Origin of the sequence: Pseudoalteromonas rubra, from assembly GCF_005886805.2 — a bacterium.
Taxonomy (GTDB): Bacteria; Pseudomonadota; Gammaproteobacteria; order Enterobacterales; family Alteromonadaceae; genus Pseudoalteromonas; species Pseudoalteromonas rubra_D.
Window position 1 is genome coordinate 1924669 of record NZ_CP045429.1, and the last position, 19290, is coordinate 1943958.

Below are 19290 nucleotides of genomic sequence, written 5' to 3' on the forward strand. Positions count from 1 at the left end.
CTACTTATATTCTGGGGAAATGGCGACTTTCTGAGTGGTGGGTAATTGCAGTTTTTCTTTGAGCTTCCAGCTTTGGTCCATAGGTTCCAGAAAAACAGTAAACGCGCCACGATGTGGCTCATCCAGAATGGCGGTGAATTCACCAGCAGCATTAGCAAGCAGGGTCACTTCAAAGTCATACTTCTTGACTGTGCGGTGGTAAAAAGATGCCTTCAATGCATTTACTTTACTGTGATCACCTTTGGTGAACGTAAAGCTTATTCTTTCTTCAGTGACATCAAGATCACCATGTAAATACAAAGCTTTAGCTTTATCGAACTTGCTGAGTTCAAGGTTAATGGCTTTACCTTTTTTATAGTAGTCGTCGACCACCATGTCGGGACCATTACCGACGGCAAAAATCACTAAAAAAACGCAGGCAATAATGGTAACCAGCGGAAAAAACATTAAAAACCAAGGCCAAAAATTCTTATACCAGGGAGTAGGGTTCATAACGACTCAACAGCTTAATTTCAGTGGCAATATTCTATCTTATTTGGGGTTAAATACCTAAAAAAAAGCCTCCGATTGGAGGCTTTTTTGATCTTAAATAAACTTATAATCTATTCGATTATTTCTCCTGAGAGAGGCTGTACACATAGGCTGTAAGCAGGTGTACTTTGTCTTCACCCAGAATGTCTTTCCAAGCTGGCATTACACCAGCACGGCCATGACGCAGTGTTTCTTCAACAGCACGTTGAGAACCACCGTACAACCAGATGTTATCGGTCAGGTCAGGCGCACCAAATGGCAGGTTGTGAGCGACAGAGCCCTTACCGTCCATACCGTGACAAGCCGCACACATTGCGAACTTCGCTTTACCAGCATCAGCATCTTTTTGGTTTACTTTACGGCCAGACAAACTCAGTACATATGCAGTCATTTCTTTAATGCCCTGGTCACCCAGTGCATCCTGCCAACCTGGCATCGCAGCAACACGACCTTGCAGTAGTGTTTCTTTGATCTTGTCAGGTGTACCGCCGTACAACCAGTCATTGTCTGCCAGGTTAGGGAAGCCCATTGCACCACGAGCATCTGAACCATGACACTGTGCACAGTTTTGCGCGAACAAACGTTGACCAATTTCAAGTGCTTTTTGATCTTTTGCCAGTGTTTCGATGTCTTGCTCAGCAAATGCTTTGAAGATAGGACCAAAACGTTCGTCAGCAGCTTCAAACTCTTTATCAAGTTGAACCCAGTGACCGTTTGCTTTGGCTTCTTCAATTGCTTTTTTAGACTCCTCGAGAGACGTTACGCCCTGGTTAGAGCTTGTCCAGTTCAAAAAGCCTGCAAAGTTACCTAAACCTGGGTAAGCAGCAAGATAGTAAACAGACCAGATAAATGTTGCGAAGAACATGTAAGTCCACCACTTTGGTAGTGGGTTGTTTAGTTCTTCGATTCCGTCAAACTCGTGACCACAGCTTTCGCCTTCTTCAACACCTGCATAGTTTTTCAGGTTCCAAAGCAGCAAGCCAAAGATCAGAGCCAGACACGCCAAGGTCAATACAATGACCCAAATACTCCAAAAGCTAGTCATTTTTCAGACTCCTTTTCCTCGTTTGAGATTGTGTTATTGTGTTTTTTTTCATCTTCAAAAATGGCATTGGCAGCGTCATCAAAACGACGTTTGCTACGCTTGCTGTATGCCCACACAACAATCACTATGAACAGTACTAAAATTACCAGAGTCAAAATGCCTCTGTATGTGCCGTAATCCATAACAAATTACTTCAAATGTGTGCCAAGTTGCTGAAGGTAAGCAATCAGGGCTTCCATTTCGGTTTTGCCCTTTACTGCGGCTTCAGCACCTTGAATGTCCTCGTCGGTGTATGGCACACCAAAGTTACGGAACACTTCAAGTTTCTTAGCGGTTAATTGACCGTCCAATACATTCTCATTGAGCCAAGGGTAGCCAGGCATATTTGACTCAGGTACCACAGAGCGAGGGTCCATCAGGTGCGCAAAGTGCCAGTCATCTGAGTAACGCTGACCTACGCGCGCGAGGTCTGGACCTGTACGCTTAGAGCCCCACTGGAACGGGTGATCCCAAACTGATTCACCAGCTACAGAATAGTGGCCGTAACGCTCAACTTCGTCACGGAAAGGACGGATCATTTGCGAGTGGCAGTTGTAGCAACCTTCACGTACGTAGATATCACGACCTTCCATTTCCAACGCTGTTAGAGGGCGTAAACCATCAACAGGCTGAGTGGTGTCTTTTTGGAACATCAGTGGGGTAATCTCAACGAGGGCACCGAAGCTGATGGCAAAAACCGTCAGGATAGCCATCAGGCCAACGTTCTTTTCGACGATTTCATGTTTGTTTGAAGAGTTATTATTGCTCATACTCGACACCCCTTAAGCCATTTGTGTGTTAGCGTCGGTGGTCAAAGAGCCACTCTTAGCTGCTACAGTACGGTACACGTTGTAAGCCATTACCAGCATACCAATCACGATAAATACACCGCCCAGGAATCGCATGATGTAGAAAGGCTTAGACGCTTCAAGAGACTGTACGAAGCTGTACATTAAAGTACCGTCAGAGTTAACTGCACGCCACATCAGACCTTGCATAACACCAGAGATCCACATTGCAACGATATACAGAACAACACCGACTGTGTGTAGCCAGAAGTGGGTGTTAACCAGTTTAACGCTGTACATGTTGGCGTGACCAAATAGTGCAGGGATCAGGTGATAAATAGCACCAATAGAGATCATTGCTACCCAACCTAGCGCACCAGAGTGCACGTGGCCGACTGTCCAGTCAGTATAATGTGATAGCGCGTTTACGGATTTGATTGCCATCATTGGGCCTTCGAAGGTAGACATACCGTAGAAAGACAGAGAAACAACCAAGAAGCGAAGTACCGGGTCGGTACGTAGTTTATGCCAGGCACCAGACAGAGTCATAATACCATTGATCATACCACCCCAAGAAGGAACGAACAGGATCACAGACATTACCATGCCCAGAGACTGAGTCCAATCAGGTAGCGCGGTGTAGTGTAAGTGGTGAGGGCCTGCCCAGATATATAGAGAAACCAGTGCCCAGAAGTGAACTACTGATAAACGATAAGAGTAAACAGGACGACCTGCTTGCTTAGGCACGAAGTAGTACATCATACCCAGGAAGCCTGCGGTTAGAAGGAAACCTACCGCGTTGTGACCGTACCACCACTGAACCATAGCATCTACCGCACCCGCATAAATAGAATATGACTTGGTAAGAGATACAGGTACAGCCATGCTGTTTACAATGTGCAGTACTGCAACAGTAATAATGAAGCCCGCGTAGAACCAGTTCGCAACGTAAATGTGTGACACTTTACGCTTGATCAGCGTGCCGAAGAAAACAACAGCATACGTTACCCAAACTACAGCGATTGCAATATCGATTGGCCACTCAAGTTCAGCATATTCTTTAGAAGATGTGATACCCAGTGGCAGCGTGATAGCTGCTGCAAGAATGATTGCTTGCCAGCCCCAGAAAGTGAAAGCGGCTAGCTTATCGGAGAATAAACGCGTCTGACACGTACGCTGTACAACATAGTAAGATGTTGCGAAAAGTGCACTAGTACCAAATGCGAAGATTACTGCGTTCGTGTGTAACGGACGAAGTCGAGAGTAAGTTAACCATGGAATGTCGAAGTTTAACGCAGGCCACGCAAGTTGCGCCGCGATAAATACACCTACACCCATGCCAACGATGCCCCAAATCACTGTCATTATAGCGAATTGGCGTACAACCTTATAATTGTACTCAGTTTGTGATGCTACTGTTTGGCTCATTTTCCGGATTCCGCTGCAATTAATGCGATTAGAAATGATTAACCTGTAATACAGGCCCTGTTTTTTTATTTCAACAAACCCGTTTGAGTTACATCCCGTGGAACAAAACTCTCACCAGCTTGAGAAACCCTTATTTTTGCAAGGAAATAATAATTTTTTTGCAAACGAAAAGATACTACAAACACCTAAAATAATGACATCAATCAAACTTTGTACGAGTCATTTGCTTAATGAGTACGCGAATTGCGCAATATCAAAACAAATTGCAAAACTTAACGCCAAAGGCTGGCTGAAAAGAGCTATTCCACATAAACTGAATGTCTTTTCAAGATGTCACACACTAAGCATTATGCAGAAATTTTGCACACTACCCGGTGTTTTTTTAGCCACTTTCCTGACGGCCTGTTCAGACCCAAGTACCATTATACATGAAAGTTCAGAAAATAGTGAAAGTTCGCAAACTTCCTTGAACTGTGTTGCCTCATCACCATGTAAAAATGGTGATGAGGCACTTTGGAGTTCAGGCAAAAAATTACATCCAGAAACCCCTTTTAACTTGTCTCTGGCTCTCAGTTCGTCCGATTTAAAGGTACGGTCTGCTTGGTTGGAAGGCACTCAAATGTACATGGGTACCATCCCTGTTTTTTTTACGCATCAGCAAGCTGAATTTTGGTCAGCAGAGGTGATGGTAGGCGCTTGCAGTGAACCTGTAATGGAGTGGCGTTTGACAGTCGAACTAGCAGATTTGACGGGGGAGGTTGAATATGTCAGAAATGTCACATTCAGTCTTTATACTACGCAAGAATGAAATCAATGTTGGAAAAGTTCACCTTTGCGTTTTATATTTGTTTACAAAGAAGTGTGTTTTGCAATGACTTTGTTAAGAGTATTGAGTATATTGATGGTCTAAAGTACCCAAATTAGCTTAAGAGTCTCGTTTGACAAAAACATTCGCATAGGCAAATAAATAAAGAAAAACACGCAAGCTATTTAAGGAGACCTCTAGTGGCAAAGCGCATGAATAAATTTACTCCAGTGGCATCCACCATTGCATTAAGCCTTGGCCTTACTGGCTGTAGCTTATTTGATAGTGATGATAACGACCCGATTGTCAATCCTCCCCCAGCTCCCTCCGAAGTCGAAAGTACTGTTGATGCTAATTTTAACGTTTCAGTATCTGGTAAAGCCGTTAAGGGAACTCTTAGTGGCGCTATGGTCAGTGTTAAGACTGTAGACGCGCAAGGCAATATGGTTGATTTGGCTTATCGAACAGCCGCAGGCGAAGAGTCTGCGACAGAAAAAGCTGAAAGCGAGAGTGAAGCCAAAGCAAAAGCTGAGGCAAAATTAATCAGCGGTAACCCAGCAGAGTTGAAAACATCAGCACAAGGCTTGTACGAGATCTTTGTTGACGAAGAGTTTTCTGGACCTTTATACATCACTGTTAAGACAACCAAAGACGGCGATGCATTGGTTAAGTGTGATGCGTTTGCTGGATGTGGTGTAGGTACTGCGATAAAAGTGGATGACGGCTCCGTCTTTAATGACAATGGCAAGGTCGACTTTGGCGAATGGTACAAAGATGATATCGAACTGTCTGTTGTTAAGCTGATTTCCGCGAACGCTGCGGCCAGTTCTGCGTCGGCCAAAAGAGGTCCATCCTATGCAGATGGTGACGATGGTTCTTACAAAGCGAATTTGTCGGTATTTACATCAACCGCAGCGCGAATTTTGCTTGCTGGAGAATCAGCTATTGACGCAGCTGCTGTTGGGCAAGCGAGCATTCAGGTAATTGGCCAGCTTGTGGGTGACCTTTCTTTAGTTGCTACACTGGCCAGTGATTTATCACTGGGTGGTGTGATTGACTTTACTGATGTCGATGGGACAGAAAAGCTTGACGCCGGTGCGCTCGTGTTGGTACAGGTTGCGTCTTCACTGCAATCTCTGGCTGGTAAAGAAAGCAGAACCGTTGCGGACGTATTAGCTGAACTAACTGGTGATGTTGAACAGGGTAACCTGGGCGATAGCCAGATTTTCTCAAAACTAAAAACTGAAACACAGAAAGCGGGTAAAGTTCTGAACGCGATTGTTTCCGGTGATGAAGAAGCAATTAAAACAGCACTAATTGAAGCAGGTGTGGATGAGTCTGATGTCGATCAGGTTGCGGCTGATGCGAAAGCGGCCAAAGATAAGGCTGTTAAAAATGGTGCTACGTCAGATGAACAACTCCAAGATGATTCGGATAAAGTCGTTGACCAACTTGATGACTTGGGTAACGGTGACACTTCTCTGGAAAGCTTGAATGCGTCATTGTTAGCAAGTATTGAGGCAGGTAAACAAACGCTTACTGGTAGTGATGCTCAGTTGAACGAATTTGCTGCGTCATTGGCTGCTGTTAAAGCCCTGGCAGCTGATACAGATACTAAAGAGAAAGCGGTAGCCTATGGCAGTGCTGCGGTTGTCCTGGATACACAATATACCGCTGCGGTTTCAACAGACGTAGAAGGCGATAACCTGGGTAAGTTGCTGGTCCGTGAGCTCTCTGGTGCTGAGCAACTGGTATCTGCTGCTTCGGGATTAGTGATATTAGATGCCGAGTATCAACCTACGCTGACACAAGCAGGAGAGCTGTTAACGCAAGTCACTACGTTGGTTGCTCAAAAAGACCAACTGGGTGCTCAAATAACTGCTGAATTGACTGCGGCCAATGAGAAAATCGCGGAATTTGGTGCCACGCTCGATGTTGCTAAGCAAGCGTCGGATGAAAGCCTGTTAGCAGCGAAGGAAAGTAAGGAAGCCGCAATTGCTAAGAAAGGCGAGATGGAAGTCCAATTCCAGACCGCGATGACTGCTGTCGCAGCAATTACAGATCAAGCTTCCGCTGAAGCTGCGTTGAGCGAAGTGGAAAAAACCCAGACTAGCTTACAAGACACTATTGCTGCTTACCAGGCAGCAGAAACAGCTGCAAAAGCGTCACTGGAGCTGGCTAACACCTATAAAACTATTGCTCAAAACGAAAACGCGTCAACGGATGCGGCTGACCTCGCAATCAATGAGTCGAATGAGTTGATCAGTGAAGCGCTTCTTGAAATTTCCGTACTGCAAGGAAACACTGCGCTACAAATTGAAGACTACAGAATCACAGCGCTGGCCATGCAGGGCACGGACAAACTGGTTAAGATCAGTTTTGTAACCAGAGAGGGTGCTGATGCCACATTTAATGCGGGCGAAGTTATCTATGATGTAATGAAAGATATCTGGGATTCGGGATTAGATTCTGGTGAACATAGTGGCACAGCGCCTGGTTTCCCTGAATGGAAATACAGCTATGACACAAATACATATGCTCTGAATCTGGAAAATACCGAAGGTGACGAGAAGATTGTCGCGAATGGTCAGGTTAACTCTGGCGCACAGAGTAAAATAATTTTCACCTGGTCTGGCAATTTGGTAGCTGATTCTGGTCAGAAAGTTGAGATCCAGTCTCCGGATCTGGCTGAATGTGAGCGCTGGGCGATAGATTCTATTGACATGCCAAATGCATCTTGTTTGGTGCTTAACGTTGATGGCAGCATTCAGAGTGTAGAAGATGCGCGAGACTTTGATATTTCTCGTGGCAAAACGTTCAACTTGGTCGAATTTGTTGATGGCCAGTATGGCTTTAGCGGATACTTCCATTCAGAGCTGACTGCGGTTGACCAGCAAGGTAACCCAGCTCCACTATTTGTTGACGATTCAATTGAACTGGCTTCAATTGTGCTCAAGGGTGATAGTGAGGGTACTGAGTTTACTGCGCATTTCGATATTCGTAATGAGGATAACAACGACGACCTTGGTATGGCTGAAGTCTCGATTGACAATTTTAATGGTTATGTCTTTAGAGTTGGTCTAATCGATGAAGCTGGCCCATTGCGCGGCAGTGTTTCACTATTCAACGATACCGAGCAGTCTGTTGGCGTAGGTAGCGTAGAGGAAATTACAAACGGTTTCCGTGTTGATTACTTTACTGGTCTGTCAATCGACTATACGGATATTGACTTTATCGGTCAGTCAAACAACTAATGTAAGTCAATTTGAAAAGGGGAAAGGGTTACCTTTCCCCTTTTTTTTAGAAGTTAAGTTTATGACATTAAAAAAAATTACACCTCTACTTTCTCTGTGCTGTCTACCTGTGTCTCAGGCGGCGCTGTCAGCATCTAATGACATACAGTTGATTCACCAGTTTCATAGTGAGATATACACGGAAGCGCAACCTGTTAAGGCGTTTGTTGATGATTTTGACAAGCCTCTGACAGATGGTGACAGCGCCTTTACTTACAATGTGTTTGAGTTAGGCATGAAATACAAGGGGTTTGGTATTGGGGCGCAGAGCCGCTTTGATTATTTACTTGCATTTGATCCCGATACGGCCCGTTATACGCATACAGAAAAAAATGATCTGCCATTTGAACGTCGTAATTATCGCTATTATCTGAGAGGTAAGCAGGCGACAACCAACGGGGTTTTTCTAAGCTACGATTTCACGTTGCTGGATGAGAGTTTAGTGATTACGCCAAAGTTTACCTATTTTCAAAGTACGCACTTTCAAGACGCAGTGGTCGACGGCACTATTTTTGCGGATGAAATTGAAGGAAAACTGCAGACTGAGTACTACTTTTCGAAAGATATCCTGTTTAAGTCATTTACACCAACGGAAAATCCGCAAGGAGATGGCTATAGTTTTGATCTAACGTTTAGCTGGCAGATTACGCCGGATTTAGATATTTGGGCAGCTGGTAAAGACCTGATGTATGAAACCAAGTACGAGGGAGCTGGGTTTGTAAATGGATTTACCACGGATATCCCATTCACCGAGAGAGAAGATGGCATAGACACAACCCCCTCTGTCAGATTGCGCACTTCTGCTTATGATCAAGAAATCGAATACACCTTTGAGCGGGACGCCAGATACTATTTAGGCGTGAATTACCGTATTAACAACCAGTTCTCTACCACACTTAAAGCGCGCAAGTATATTGATGATGCGTTTGTTCAGGCAACTGTATCTTACCACTTTGGAGAAAGCTGGGAGTTATTTGGTGGCTATGAAACACATAGCGAGGCCTTTGAGTTAGGTATTAAAACTCGTCATGCTGGTATATCTGTGAAAATGGATAACCCCAATATTGATGATGCGCACTATGTAAATTTGAACTGGTTTCTTAACTTGGCATTTTAGGGGGTAAAAGGTGCAAAAAATCAATAAAATCTTACCTTTGTTGTTAACTGGTATTTTGTCAGCATGTGGTGGAAGTAGTGACCCGGCCCCAACCGTGGATGATGCAGAGCCAGGGTTTGGCCATGATGTAACTCAAGTTCCTTCCGCTTCTGTGGCCTTCTATGTGCCGAAGTTTGTCGATACGTCGGGGACCCTGTCTGTCACTCAGATAAGCTCAAGGGAAACACAGCAGTTTACCGTTAACGATCTGAACGAAATGACCATCACCCTGGATTCAGGTGTGGTGTATCAATTTGAGTTTAGCCCAAGTTCCGAACAAGTATTTTGTCCCAGAGAGCTTGGCTGTGGTCGGGCCCTGCGTGATGACCCAAATGATCTCAATGGCAATGAGGAAATTGATTTCGGCGAACCGGTGTCTGCAAACGTGTCATATTCTCTTGCGGCGAAACCGGTTGCTGGCCAAAATCAGCTATATTTTTCTTCATATGCAACCTTGCTGAGCGATTCGCAACTAGACAGTACAGTACTGTCTTTGACAAATACACCTGTTTATCACTTGAGTCACAGTCGTATTAATCAGTCATTACAAGCAGAGTATGCGGCTCAAGCATTTACTTCTGCTGATATCATGAGACAACTTAACATTCAGGGCCGTCAGGATGACGAGATCTCGCCTTTGGCTGATGCTTTTGATCTTGCTTATAAGCACAGCGACAGTACGCTTTGGCAAAGTTATATTGATCAAGTCAACGAGTACTTTATAGAAACGCTGTTAGACGAAAAGGATAGCACACTGTTTTCTAGTGTTGTGGACCAGGTTTTGCTGACTGCCAATGAAGCATTGCAGTTACAGGATATGGTGACGCTAAAAGATTCTGATACCGTATTTAACAATGACCTGCTTGACCACTTCAGAGATTCTCTGGGGGTAGTACGCCTTCAAGAAGAGAAGTACAGTGATGAACTAGACACCAAACTGCGTGAAATAGAGAGTGTTGTTTCAGATGATGTAGTACAAGAGTCGTTCTTGGCACTTGCGGAGGCAGTATATAATGTTGTTGACAACGTGTCTCCAGCTCGCAACTCTGAGCCAGGTAACTATCAGATTGATGATCTGGATGTAGTGTATACGACTGATCCCTTGTTTAACTGGCAAGTAACTGGCTTTAATAGAGGCTTTGAAGTCAGTATGGACGTAACTATGTCTGAGTGGCGTAAAAGCCCAATTCTGGGCGACCGTATTGTGGGTGTTGGGGTTGTATCAGTTCGCAAGGGCGATGTGTCTTTAGAGGCAGACCTGAACGATATCTTCTTGTTATTTGATGGCTCTATTGATGGAGATAACCTGCAAACGGCCACAGGTACTTCACATTTTGCAGGTGAGGTTACTTTGCAAACTGCAGCGTCGATGACTAAAGCGGACCTGAGATTACATTTAGATCGGGTGCGCTCACCTGGCAATTCGGTTGAAAGCATCATTGCTAACTTACGTTTGCGCGGTGATTTTGAAACTGTGAACCAGGTGACACCTGTCGCTCTATACGCCGCTGAGCAATCTCCCTATGAGTTCGACACAGCCCTGGATTTAGCGTTCGGGTTACATGTTGACTTTGATCTAAAAGGCGGCTCTGATTTTCAGCTACAGCTGGCAGCTGATCCTAATAATTTCACAAATTTGAACTCAGCTGAAATCAGTTACCTTGTTGGTGGCAGGGTTATGCAACTTGATGTGCGTCGCTCTGGAGATAACAATAATATTGTTGCGCAGGGTAAGGACGGCTATTGGCTGGATATTAAACAAAAAGGGCGTAATTTCACTGGTGGATATTATTACGGTGATCAGCAAATCGGTGACGTAAAGACAGTAAGAGGGGTACCAGGTGTATTATTCCCGGATGGTAGTTTTGAATCCCTGTTCTGATGGGGTCAATTACTGTTAAAATGATATTTTTATTTGAAGGGCCTGCGGGCCCTTTTTGCGGTTTTAAGAGGGTCAGCTTGAATAAAAGCCACGTTATTGAACATTTAAGGTTTGCACTGGAATGCAAGCTCCAGGAGGCACAAGAGGCAGCAGACAGTGCTCGTGCCGATGCAATTCATGAACAAAGTGCGGCGGAAACTCAGTATGACTCTTTGAGCATTGAGTCCGGCTACCTTGCCGAGGGGCAAAGTGAGCGGGTCGATCAGGCACATAGAGCTATTCAGGCGTTCGAGCAAACATATACGTTAAGCCGTCCTGGCGTTGTCCAGGTAGGGGCGCTGGTAGAGTTAGTTGACGAGCAGGATCAGCATCATTGGTTTTATGTTGGACCCTGTGAAGGTGGACTGAAAGTGATTTTGGGTACTTCAGAAGTCAGAGTGATCACGCTCGCTTCTCCTGTCGGTCAGGCCCTCCAAGGGCGTGAACAGGGTGAGGAAATTGAGTTTAACTTCAATGGTAAGACTCAATGGTTGGAGGTACTAGAGTTACAGTGATCATGAAAAGAGCTTTTTTCTGACCACTTGTCGGTACTGACTGGGGGTTTGATTCATTGTACTTTTGAACACCCTGGTAAGCTGTCCTTGCGAGCTAAAACCGCATGCCAGCGCTATTTCCTGAATACTCAGGTTGGTGGAAGCCAATAACTCAGTAACCTGACGCACGCGGGTTGTTTGCAAATAGTTGGCGGCAGTCTGACCTGTTGCGGCTTTAAAGCGTCGGTTGAAAGTGCGATAGCTCATACCAAATTGAGTGGCAACCTCAGGAAATGTTATTTCATTCGCACTGTTGTTGCGTAACCAAAACTGGATTGAGGCAATTTGTTCATCACTATGGCGGTCAACAGCGCCTTCCAGGTACCTTTGTTCTTCATAGGGCTTTCTTACTTCGTGAGAGAAGTTTTGTTGCACATGATTGGCAGCTTCTTGGCCATAAAACTGGCCAATAAAGTGGACAATCACGTCTGCCAGCGCGTTCAAGCTTGCTACTGTATATAGTCTTTCTGACTGAGTAATGAAGTAATCAGGGCGCAGGGCAACTAAGGGATAATTGCGCTTAAATTGATCTGCATAATGCCAGTGGGTCGTTGCTGAGTGTCCGTCGAGGATCCCGGATTCCGCTAAGAAGCAAACGCCTGTGCCGACACCAATAAGTGTGGCACCAGAGCGCCATGCCAGGGCTAGATTTGAAACCAATGAGGTATTTTTTTTCAACACTGGACGAGGGTTACGCCAAATACTGGGAGTAATGATGTAGTCGAACTCACTGAGTGCACTGAAATTGGCGTGTGCTAAAAAAGGCACGCCCATCGATGAATGAACGGCTTCACCTGTTTCACTTAGCCAGGCAATTTCCAATGGTATAAATTCATTTCCTAAATGGCGTCTTGCGAACGCCTCACCAGCACGCAGCATTTCTATGGGTAATGTTACGCTGGTTATTAGCATTTGCTCATAAAGTGTGAAAGCAATACGGTGGTTATAAGCACCCATCTCATCCGACCTCTTAATGGTGGCGTAATTTGCATGTTATGTGGCGAAAAAAGTAAAGTATCATGTTTTCCTTCGTTCTAAAATCGGTTCATTAGTTTTATTTGATAAGAGATTGATATGACAGCATTACCAATTATCGTAGGTATGGGCGGTGTGAATGCCGCTGGCAGAACCTCGTTCCATCAGGGCTTTCGTCGCATTGTGTTAGACACCCTGGATGATGCTGCAAGACAGGAAACTTTCCTTGGCCTGGCGACCTTGATGAACCTAGTGTCATTACAAGGGGCGGATTTGGTAACAGCTGAAGGCGAAGTCGTTCAGCGTGATGAAATCGAAGCACGCTTTGGCCAGCAGATTGTTGAAGGGACGTTAATCCGAAAAATCGAGAAAACTCATTTTGATGTCGATGCAACGCACTGGCAGCAAAAGCTGACAATGCAGGCCAACGATAGCCATGGATTAACCTTTACCTGTCGCAAGCGTGATTTACCAACGCCTGTACCATCTGGCTGGCAAATTGAAATGCTTGATGAAAAAACGGCCCAGGTGCTTATTCCGGAGCAGCTGGCGGTAAAAGTGGATAGTTACAGAGACAACCCTATTAAGGCAGCAGGCCAGCTACCAACCGGATTTGATCCATCTGTCATGTACAACAGCCGTTATCAGCCGCGTGGTTTGCAAGCCACTATTTTTGCCGCAACCGACGCTATCCGCTCTACAGGCCTAGACTGGGATACGGTTATGAACAGTGTCGAACCCGACCAGATTGGCACTTATTCAGCTTCGGTCGCTGGGCAGGTTAATGATGAAGGGTTTGGTGGCCTCATTCGCAGCCGCATGAAAGGGGAGCGGGTGAGCACCAAACAACTCGCGTTGGGTCTGAATACCATGTCAACTGACTTCATTAACGCTTATGTGACGGGCAGTGTGGGTACGACATTCTCCACTTCAGGTGCTTGTGCAACCTTTTTGTATAATTTGCGTGCAGCAGTTAATGACATTCAGGCGGGTCGTACCCGTGTAGCCGTGGTTGCCAGTGTTGAGTGTGCGTTAACGCCAGAGATTATAGAAGGCTTTGGTAATATGGGCGCACTGGCAAACGAAGAAGGCTTGCGTAAGCTTGATAACACTGAACAGGTTGATTATCGCCGTACCAGCCGTCCATTTGGTGAAAACTGTGGCTTTACCATTGGGGAAGGGGCACAGGTAACTATTCTGATGGATGATAAATTAGCCCTTGAACTGGGCGCTGACATTATGGGGTCTGTTGCAGATGTCTATGTTAATGCTGATGGGGTTAAGAAATCGATTACTGCGCCTGGTCCGGGTAACTACATTACTATGGCTAAATCAGTGGCACTGGCAGAGCAGATCGCGGGCACTGAAGCACTTCAACAGCGTAGCTTTATTCTGGCACATGGGTCCAGCACACCACAAAACCGGGTGACAGAATCTTTGATTTACCATCGTATTGCACAAACATTTGCTATCGAAGGCTGGAAAGTAGCTGCGCCGAAAGCATTTGTTGGTCATACCATCGGTCCGGCGTCTGGTGATCAGCTGGCAATGGCGCTGGGTATCTTCAGTCATCAGATTATGCCAGGTGTGACGACCATAGATGCGGTTGCAGAAGATGTCTATGACCAGCATCTGGATATCCGCACACACCATTATCACTGTGGAGAGATGGATATCGCTTTCATTAATTCCAAAGGGTTTGGTGGTAATAATGCAACTGCAACGATACTGTCGCCTGCCGTTACCTTAAAGATGTTATCGAAACGCTATAGCGAAGCTGCGCTTGCAGAGCATGACGCCAAACTGGCAGAAACGAAGCAACAACAAGCCAGTTATCAACAGGCAGCCGATCTGGGTCAGTATGAGCTTATTTATCGATTCGGTAATGGCATGATTGATGATTCGCAACTGCAGCTAAGTAAAGAAACTCTGGAGATCCCAGGCTTTGATAAAGCAGTTAAGCTGAATGTCAATAATCAGTATGGTGACCTGACGGATTAAAATACTATGTTAAGCAAACAAAAGGCGCGCTAGCGCCTTTTTTTGTGTTGGTTACTTCAGGTATTGTGCATGGAAATCCAGGTGTGCATCGATGAAGGTCGAAATAAAGAAGTAACTGTGGTCATATCCCGGCCGCATTGTTAGCGTAAGTGGGTAATTTGCAGCCTGAGCCGCCTGCACAAGTGCTTCAGGCTTGAGCTGTTCAGTTAGGAACTGATCAGCATCACCTTGATCAACTAAGATAGGTGCTTTGCCATTTTCCGTATTTTGTCTAAGCAAGTGGCATGCATCGTATGCTTCCCACATTGCATTGTCTTCTCCCAGGTAGCCTCTGAATGCTTTTTTGCCCCAAGGGCAATCCACCGGATTAGAGATTGGGCTAAATGCCGAGATACTCTGATAACGAGTTGGATTTTTCAGACCGACAACCAGCGCGCCGTGACCACCCATGGAGTGTCCCGCGATAGCACGTTTGTCAGAGACAGGAAGTTGCGCTTCGATAAGTTTTGGCAGCTCGTCACTGACATAGCTATACATGTGATAGTGTTTATCATAGGGGGCTTGAGTCGCATTGACGTAAAAGCCTGCGCCGAGCCCAAAATCATAGCTATTTTCCGGGTCATCTGGGATCTCTTCACCACGCGGTGATGTATCCGGTGCTACGATTGCTATCCCGAGCTCGCTGGCACGTTTAAACGCGCCAGCTTTTTGCATAAAGTTCTCGTCGTTACAGGTTAGCCCTGACAGCCAGTAAAGCACTGGTACAGGCTGGCCATTAAGTGCTTGCTCAGGTAAAAAAACGGCAAAGGTCATTTTACATTGAGTATATTGACTGTCATGTTGATAACGTCGGTGCCAGCCTCCGGCGACTTTGTTTTCGCTCAATAATTCCATAATATGCTCTTTATAAATGGATCACCGAACGGATACTCTTACCCTGGTGCATTAGATCAAACGCTTCATTTATGTCATCCAGCGACATCGTATGGGTAATAAAGTCATCCAGTTTAAATTCACCAGCGAGGTAACGCTCGACGATTTCTGGCAGCTCAGAACGGCCTTTAACCCCCCCGAATGCTGTACCCCGCCATACCCGGCCAGTTACCAACTGGAAAGGACGAGTAGAGATTTCCTGACCAGCACCCGCAACCCCGATGATTACAGATTCGCCCCAGCCTTTGTGGCAACATTCCAATGCACTGCGCATCACGTTGACGTTACCAATACATTCAAATGAAAAATCAACTCCTCCATCGGTCATTTCCACAATGACTTCCTGAATTGGTTTGTCGTAATCGTTTGGGTTGATGAGGTCGGTAGCGCCGAGTTTTTCAGCCAGCGCGTATTTGTCTGTATTGATATCAACGCCAATGATCCGACTGGCACCAGCCATCACTGCCCCTATCACGGCTGACAGGCCAATACCACCCAGGCCAAAGATAGCAACCGTATCGCCTGGTTGCACTTTGGCTGTATTCATCACTGCGCCCATCCCTGTTGTTACTCCACACCCTAGCAGGCAGATCTCTTCTAGTGGCGCAGTTTTATTAACTTTAGCCAGAGAAATCTCTGGAAGAACAGTGTATTCAGAGAAGGTTGAAGTGCCCATATAGTGATAAATAGGTTCGCCGTCTTTGTAAAAACGGGTTGTTCCGTCAGGCATGACTCCTTTACCCTGAGTCGCACGGATCTTCTGGCATAAGTTCGTCTTGCCTGATGTACAGAACTTACATTCGCCACATTCTGGCGTGTAAAGTGGAATAACGTGGTCACCTACTGCGACACTGGTTACCCCTTCACCTACGGCTTCAACAATGCCACCACCTTCGTGACCTAAAATCGCCGGAAATACACCTTCAGGGTCTTCTCCGGATAGGGTGAATGCGTCTGTATGACAGACACCTGTGGCAACGATTTTAACCAATACTTCGCCTGCTTTAGGCATCATCACATCCACTTCTTCAATGCTCAGTGGTTGTCCTGGTCCCCAGGCAATCGCTGCCCGTGATTTAATAAACTCAGCCATCATTACTCCAGTTTTGTAGTGTGAAAACAAAAGTATAACTTGCAGTGAGAGTTTGATAATCTTAAAAATTAAGAAAGACTTTTACGTATTTGTAATAATGGATAGATGGTCAGGTTTAGATGAATTTGTCGCGGTGGCGACCAGTGGCTCCTTCACAGCGGCAGCGCAGCAGTTAGACACCTCAGTAGCACAGGTCAGCCGTCGGGTTAAAACCCTGGAGTCCGAGCTTGGCTATCAGCTACTGACTCGAACAACCCGAAATCTGGCGTTGACACCCGAAGGCCAGGTATTTCTCGGTCATGCCAGGTTGCTCCAGCACGCCTACGATGACGCAACAGCGGCACTGAGACAAAGAGACAGTGAGCCTACGGGTAAAATCAGGCTCACAGCGCCAGTGATGTACGGCGAACAATACATTATGCCGTTGGTACACCAGTTCATGTGTCGTTTTCCTTCGGTTACGGTTGATATGGAGCTGACTAATGCGCAACTCGATCTGGTTGAGCAGGGCGTCGATCTTGCTATTCGCATCGGCCAGCTCAAAGATTCCTCGTTACATGCAAAACGTCTGTCGCAGAGACGTACTTTGGTGTGTGTTTCACCGCAATATTTAAGTCAGCGCGGTCCAATTACCGCTATCAGAGATCTGGAGAAACAAAATTGCCTGTTAGGTAATGCACATTATTGGCGTTTTATGGATCACGGAGTCGAGCGGCATGTAAAGGTAACTGGTACATTGAGATGTAACAGTGGCTGGGCGTTATTAGACGCGGCGAAGCAGGGGCTAGGGGTCGTTCAGTTGCCTCATTATTATGTGCAAGATGCCATTCAAGGTAGTGAATTAGTGACTGTGCTGGATTCCTTTGCACCTATGGAAGAGGGGATCTGGGCGGTGTATCCGCCCAGAAAATATTTGTCTACGGCTATCCGTGCGCTAATAGACTTTTTGGCTGACGCACTCTAGGCCTGAACAGTATTGCTTTGCATCGCTTCCAGGGCTCTGGTCAATGCCTGTTCGCGGCTCTTACAAAATGCGTGGTCACCCAATTTGCTGCGAATATCGAACTTCTGAAGCTGTTCACTCGTGTCTTTATTTGGTGAGTAAATAAAGACCTGGCATTCAGCATCCAGTGCGTCACTGATGGCGTTTTCAATTGCGAGGCTGACGGTTACATCCAGCATGGCAACATCACTTAAATCAAGCACCATGGTTTTATATTCGCCAATGTGGCGATGCTGGCGGGTGATTGCTTTCGATACGCTAAAGATCATCGGACCGGACAGGTAAAAGAACAAGAGTTTGCCTTTGGCCTGCTCTAGCAAGGCTCGCTCGTGCGTTGACAGTGGCACATCTTCGTCGGCGTCGCCATCACTGATGGCTTTCACATGTTGTTCCTGAACCCGGCTTAGGCGCTCAATTACCATAATATTGGAAATAAATACGCCCAGACCAACAGCCACCATTAAATCAACGAAAACGGTCAGCAACATCACACCATACATGATGGCCATCTGACTGATGCTGAGTTTATGTGCACGTTGAATAAAGCTCCAGTCCAGAATGTTAATCCCGACATACACCGCGATGCCGGCGAGCACTGCCATAGGAATCGGTTCTGTCAGACTGCCGGCCACAAATACTACGGCCATTAGGATCAGAGCGCGGAAAATGCCTGCTAATGGAGAACGAGCCCCCACCTGTATGTTGACGACTGTGCCCATGGTTGCACCTGCGCCAGGCAGCGCGCCAAAGAAGCCTGCAATCATATTTGCAATCCCCTGACCGCGCAGCTCTCTGTCAGAATCATGCTCTGTACGGGTCAGACTGTCCCCGATTACAGCTGTCAGCAAAGTGTCAATACACCCTAAAGTACCCAGCACCAGGGCATCGATAACCATTTCAGTAAAGAGCTCAGGGGTAAAGGTTGGCCAAACAACTTCGGGTAAGCCACTGGGGATCTCTCCAATTCGGCGAATGCTGTCAGTATCAAACAGCAGGATAGAGATTAAGGTAACAATAACCAGCGCCACCAGCTGTGCAGGAACGTACTGGCGATATTTCTTAGGCATGTAGAACAGAACACCTAAGGTGAGGACCCCTAAAAAGAGCTCTGAGAAATGTAAATTTAGAAATAGCTCAGGGAAAGCGGACAAAGTACCGGGAACACCGCCAGGAGGCGCCTGATGTCCGAGTAGGGGGGCCAGTTGCAGTATGATTAATATGACACCAATTCCGGACATAAACCCGGAGACCACGCTGTATGGCATCAGAGTGACATATTTACCAAGCTTGAGCGTGCCCAGTAATATCTGGAATGCACCCGCCATCATCACCACGGTGAAGGCCATAGCCGGCCCCGCTTCGGGGTATTTTGATATCATGGTGGTCAGAACTGCTGTCATAATGACCGTCATCGGGCCAGTTGGTTCTGAGATCAGAGAAGTAGAGCCGCCAAATAAGGCAGCGAAGAGGCCAACGAGAATTGCGCCCCACATACCGGCTTCAGCTCCGGCGCCGGATGCCACGCCAAAGGCGAGGGCGAGTGGTAGGGAAATGATTGCAGTGGTCACACCACCGAACAAATCTCCCTTGAAATTCATATGTTTAAATCTTGATAACGAAAACATTGAAGGTCCATACCGCGAGATTTGCCGCATTCTACACTAAAACCCGACGTAATTTAGAGCGGCTATTAAAAAAATTTTACACTTTTTTTTGGGGTCAAGG

The 19290-nt window shown here is 46.2% G+C and carries 16 protein-coding genes; 7 read left to right on the forward strand and 9 right to left on the reverse strand.

Annotation, left to right across the window (positions count from 1 at the left end; genetic code table 11):
• From CWC22_RS08310 to ccoN, 5 genes are all read right to left on the reverse strand, one after another.
• Complete coding sequence (locus CWC22_RS08310; RefSeq protein WP_125561398.1) at positions 1-492, reverse strand: FixH family protein; 492 nt, start codon at positions 490-492, stop codon at positions 1-3.
• A 118-nt stretch (positions 493-610) separates the two neighbouring features.
• Entirely contained in the window at positions 611-1576 is a 966-nt protein-coding gene (gene ccoP / locus CWC22_RS08315; RefSeq protein WP_125561396.1) for a cytochrome-c oxidase, cbb3-type subunit III, read from the reverse strand.
• Positions 1573-1758: a cbb3-type cytochrome oxidase subunit 3 gene (locus tag CWC22_RS08320; protein ID WP_010373992.1), complete on the reverse strand. Its 186-nt coding sequence runs from the start codon at positions 1756-1758 to the stop codon at positions 1573-1575. The genes ccoP and CWC22_RS08320 overlap by 4 nt, the downstream gene beginning before the upstream one ends.
• A 6-nt stretch (positions 1759-1764) precedes the next feature.
• Positions 1765-2385, reverse strand: a complete 621-nt coding sequence (ccoO, locus tag CWC22_RS08325) for a cytochrome-c oxidase, cbb3-type subunit II (protein WP_058795135.1) — start codon at positions 2383-2385, stop codon at positions 1765-1767.
• Between the two features lie 12 nt (positions 2386-2397).
• Positions 2398-3831: a cytochrome-c oxidase, cbb3-type subunit I gene (ccoN, locus tag CWC22_RS08330; protein ID WP_125561394.1), complete on the reverse strand. Its 1434-nt coding sequence runs from the start codon at positions 3829-3831 to the stop codon at positions 2398-2400.
• A gap of 97 nt (positions 3832-3928) precedes the next feature.
• On the opposite strand from ccoN, the gene CWC22_RS08335 reads away from it, so the two are divergent.
• The 5 genes from CWC22_RS08335 to CWC22_RS08355 all read left to right on the forward strand — a co-directional run bounded on the left by CWC22_RS08335 (position 3929) and on the right by CWC22_RS08355 (position 11521).
• Positions 3929-4639 carry a hypothetical protein gene (locus CWC22_RS08335; protein WP_125561392.1) on the forward strand — a complete coding sequence of 237 codons (711 nt, stop codon included), beginning with the start codon at positions 3929-3931 and terminating at the stop codon, positions 4637-4639.
• Positions 4640-4848: 209 nt separating this feature from the next.
• Positions 4849-7890 (forward strand): hypothetical protein, encoded by a 3042-nt coding sequence (locus CWC22_RS08340; RefSeq protein WP_138538850.1) that lies wholly within the window; start codon positions 4849-4851, stop codon positions 7888-7890.
• A 61-nt stretch (positions 7891-7951) separates the two neighbouring features.
• Positions 7952-9046: a hypothetical protein gene (locus CWC22_RS08345; RefSeq protein WP_125561388.1), complete on the forward strand. Its 1095-nt coding sequence runs from the start codon at positions 7952-7954 to the stop codon at positions 9044-9046.
• Between the two features lie 10 nt (positions 9047-9056).
• Positions 9057-10967: a hypothetical protein gene (locus CWC22_RS08350; RefSeq protein WP_138538849.1), complete on the forward strand. Its 1911-nt coding sequence runs from the start codon at positions 9057-9059 to the stop codon at positions 10965-10967.
• A 77-nt stretch (positions 10968-11044) separates the two neighbouring features.
• Positions 11045-11521 carry a GreA/GreB family elongation factor gene (locus CWC22_RS08355; protein WP_125561384.1) on the forward strand — a complete coding sequence of 159 codons (477 nt, stop codon included), beginning with the start codon at positions 11045-11047 and terminating at the stop codon, positions 11519-11521.
• On the opposite strand, the gene CWC22_RS08360 is transcribed toward CWC22_RS08355, so the two are convergent.
• A complete protein-coding gene (locus CWC22_RS08360; RefSeq protein ID WP_125561382.1) occupies positions 11522-12517 on the reverse strand; it encodes a GlxA family transcriptional regulator in 996 nt (331 codons plus the stop codon).
• A gap of 117 nt (positions 12518-12634) precedes the next feature.
• Between CWC22_RS08360 and CWC22_RS08365 the strand changes: the two genes are divergently transcribed.
• A complete protein-coding gene (locus CWC22_RS08365) occupies positions 12635-14536 on the forward strand; it encodes a beta-ketoacyl synthase (RefSeq protein ID WP_138538848.1) in 1902 nt (633 codons plus the stop codon).
• Positions 14537-14587: 51 nt separating this feature from the next.
• On the opposite strand, the gene fghA is transcribed toward CWC22_RS08365, so the two are convergent.
• Complete coding sequence (gene fghA, locus CWC22_RS08370) at positions 14588-15430, reverse strand: S-formylglutathione hydrolase (protein WP_138538847.1); 843 nt, start codon at positions 15428-15430, stop codon at positions 14588-14590.
• A 10-nt stretch (positions 15431-15440) separates the two neighbouring features.
• Positions 15441-16562: an S-(hydroxymethyl)glutathione dehydrogenase/class III alcohol dehydrogenase gene (locus tag CWC22_RS08375; RefSeq protein ID WP_228553340.1), complete on the reverse strand. Its 1122-nt coding sequence runs from the start codon at positions 16560-16562 to the stop codon at positions 15441-15443.
• Positions 16563-16659: 97 nt separating this feature from the next.
• Between CWC22_RS08375 and CWC22_RS08380 the strand changes: the two genes are divergently transcribed.
• Positions 16660-17526 carry a LysR family transcriptional regulator gene (locus tag CWC22_RS08380; protein WP_138538846.1) on the forward strand — a complete coding sequence of 289 codons (867 nt, stop codon included), beginning with the start codon at positions 16660-16662 and terminating at the stop codon, positions 17524-17526.
• Here the strand turns inward: CWC22_RS08380 and CWC22_RS08385 are convergent.
• On the reverse strand, positions 17523-19190 hold the full coding sequence (locus CWC22_RS08385) for a SulP family inorganic anion transporter (RefSeq protein ID WP_125561371.1): 1668 nt from the start codon (positions 19188-19190) through the stop codon (positions 17523-17525). The two genes, CWC22_RS08380 and CWC22_RS08385, sit on opposite strands and share 4 nt — an antisense overlap.
• Positions 19191-19290 lie beyond the last annotated feature (100 nt).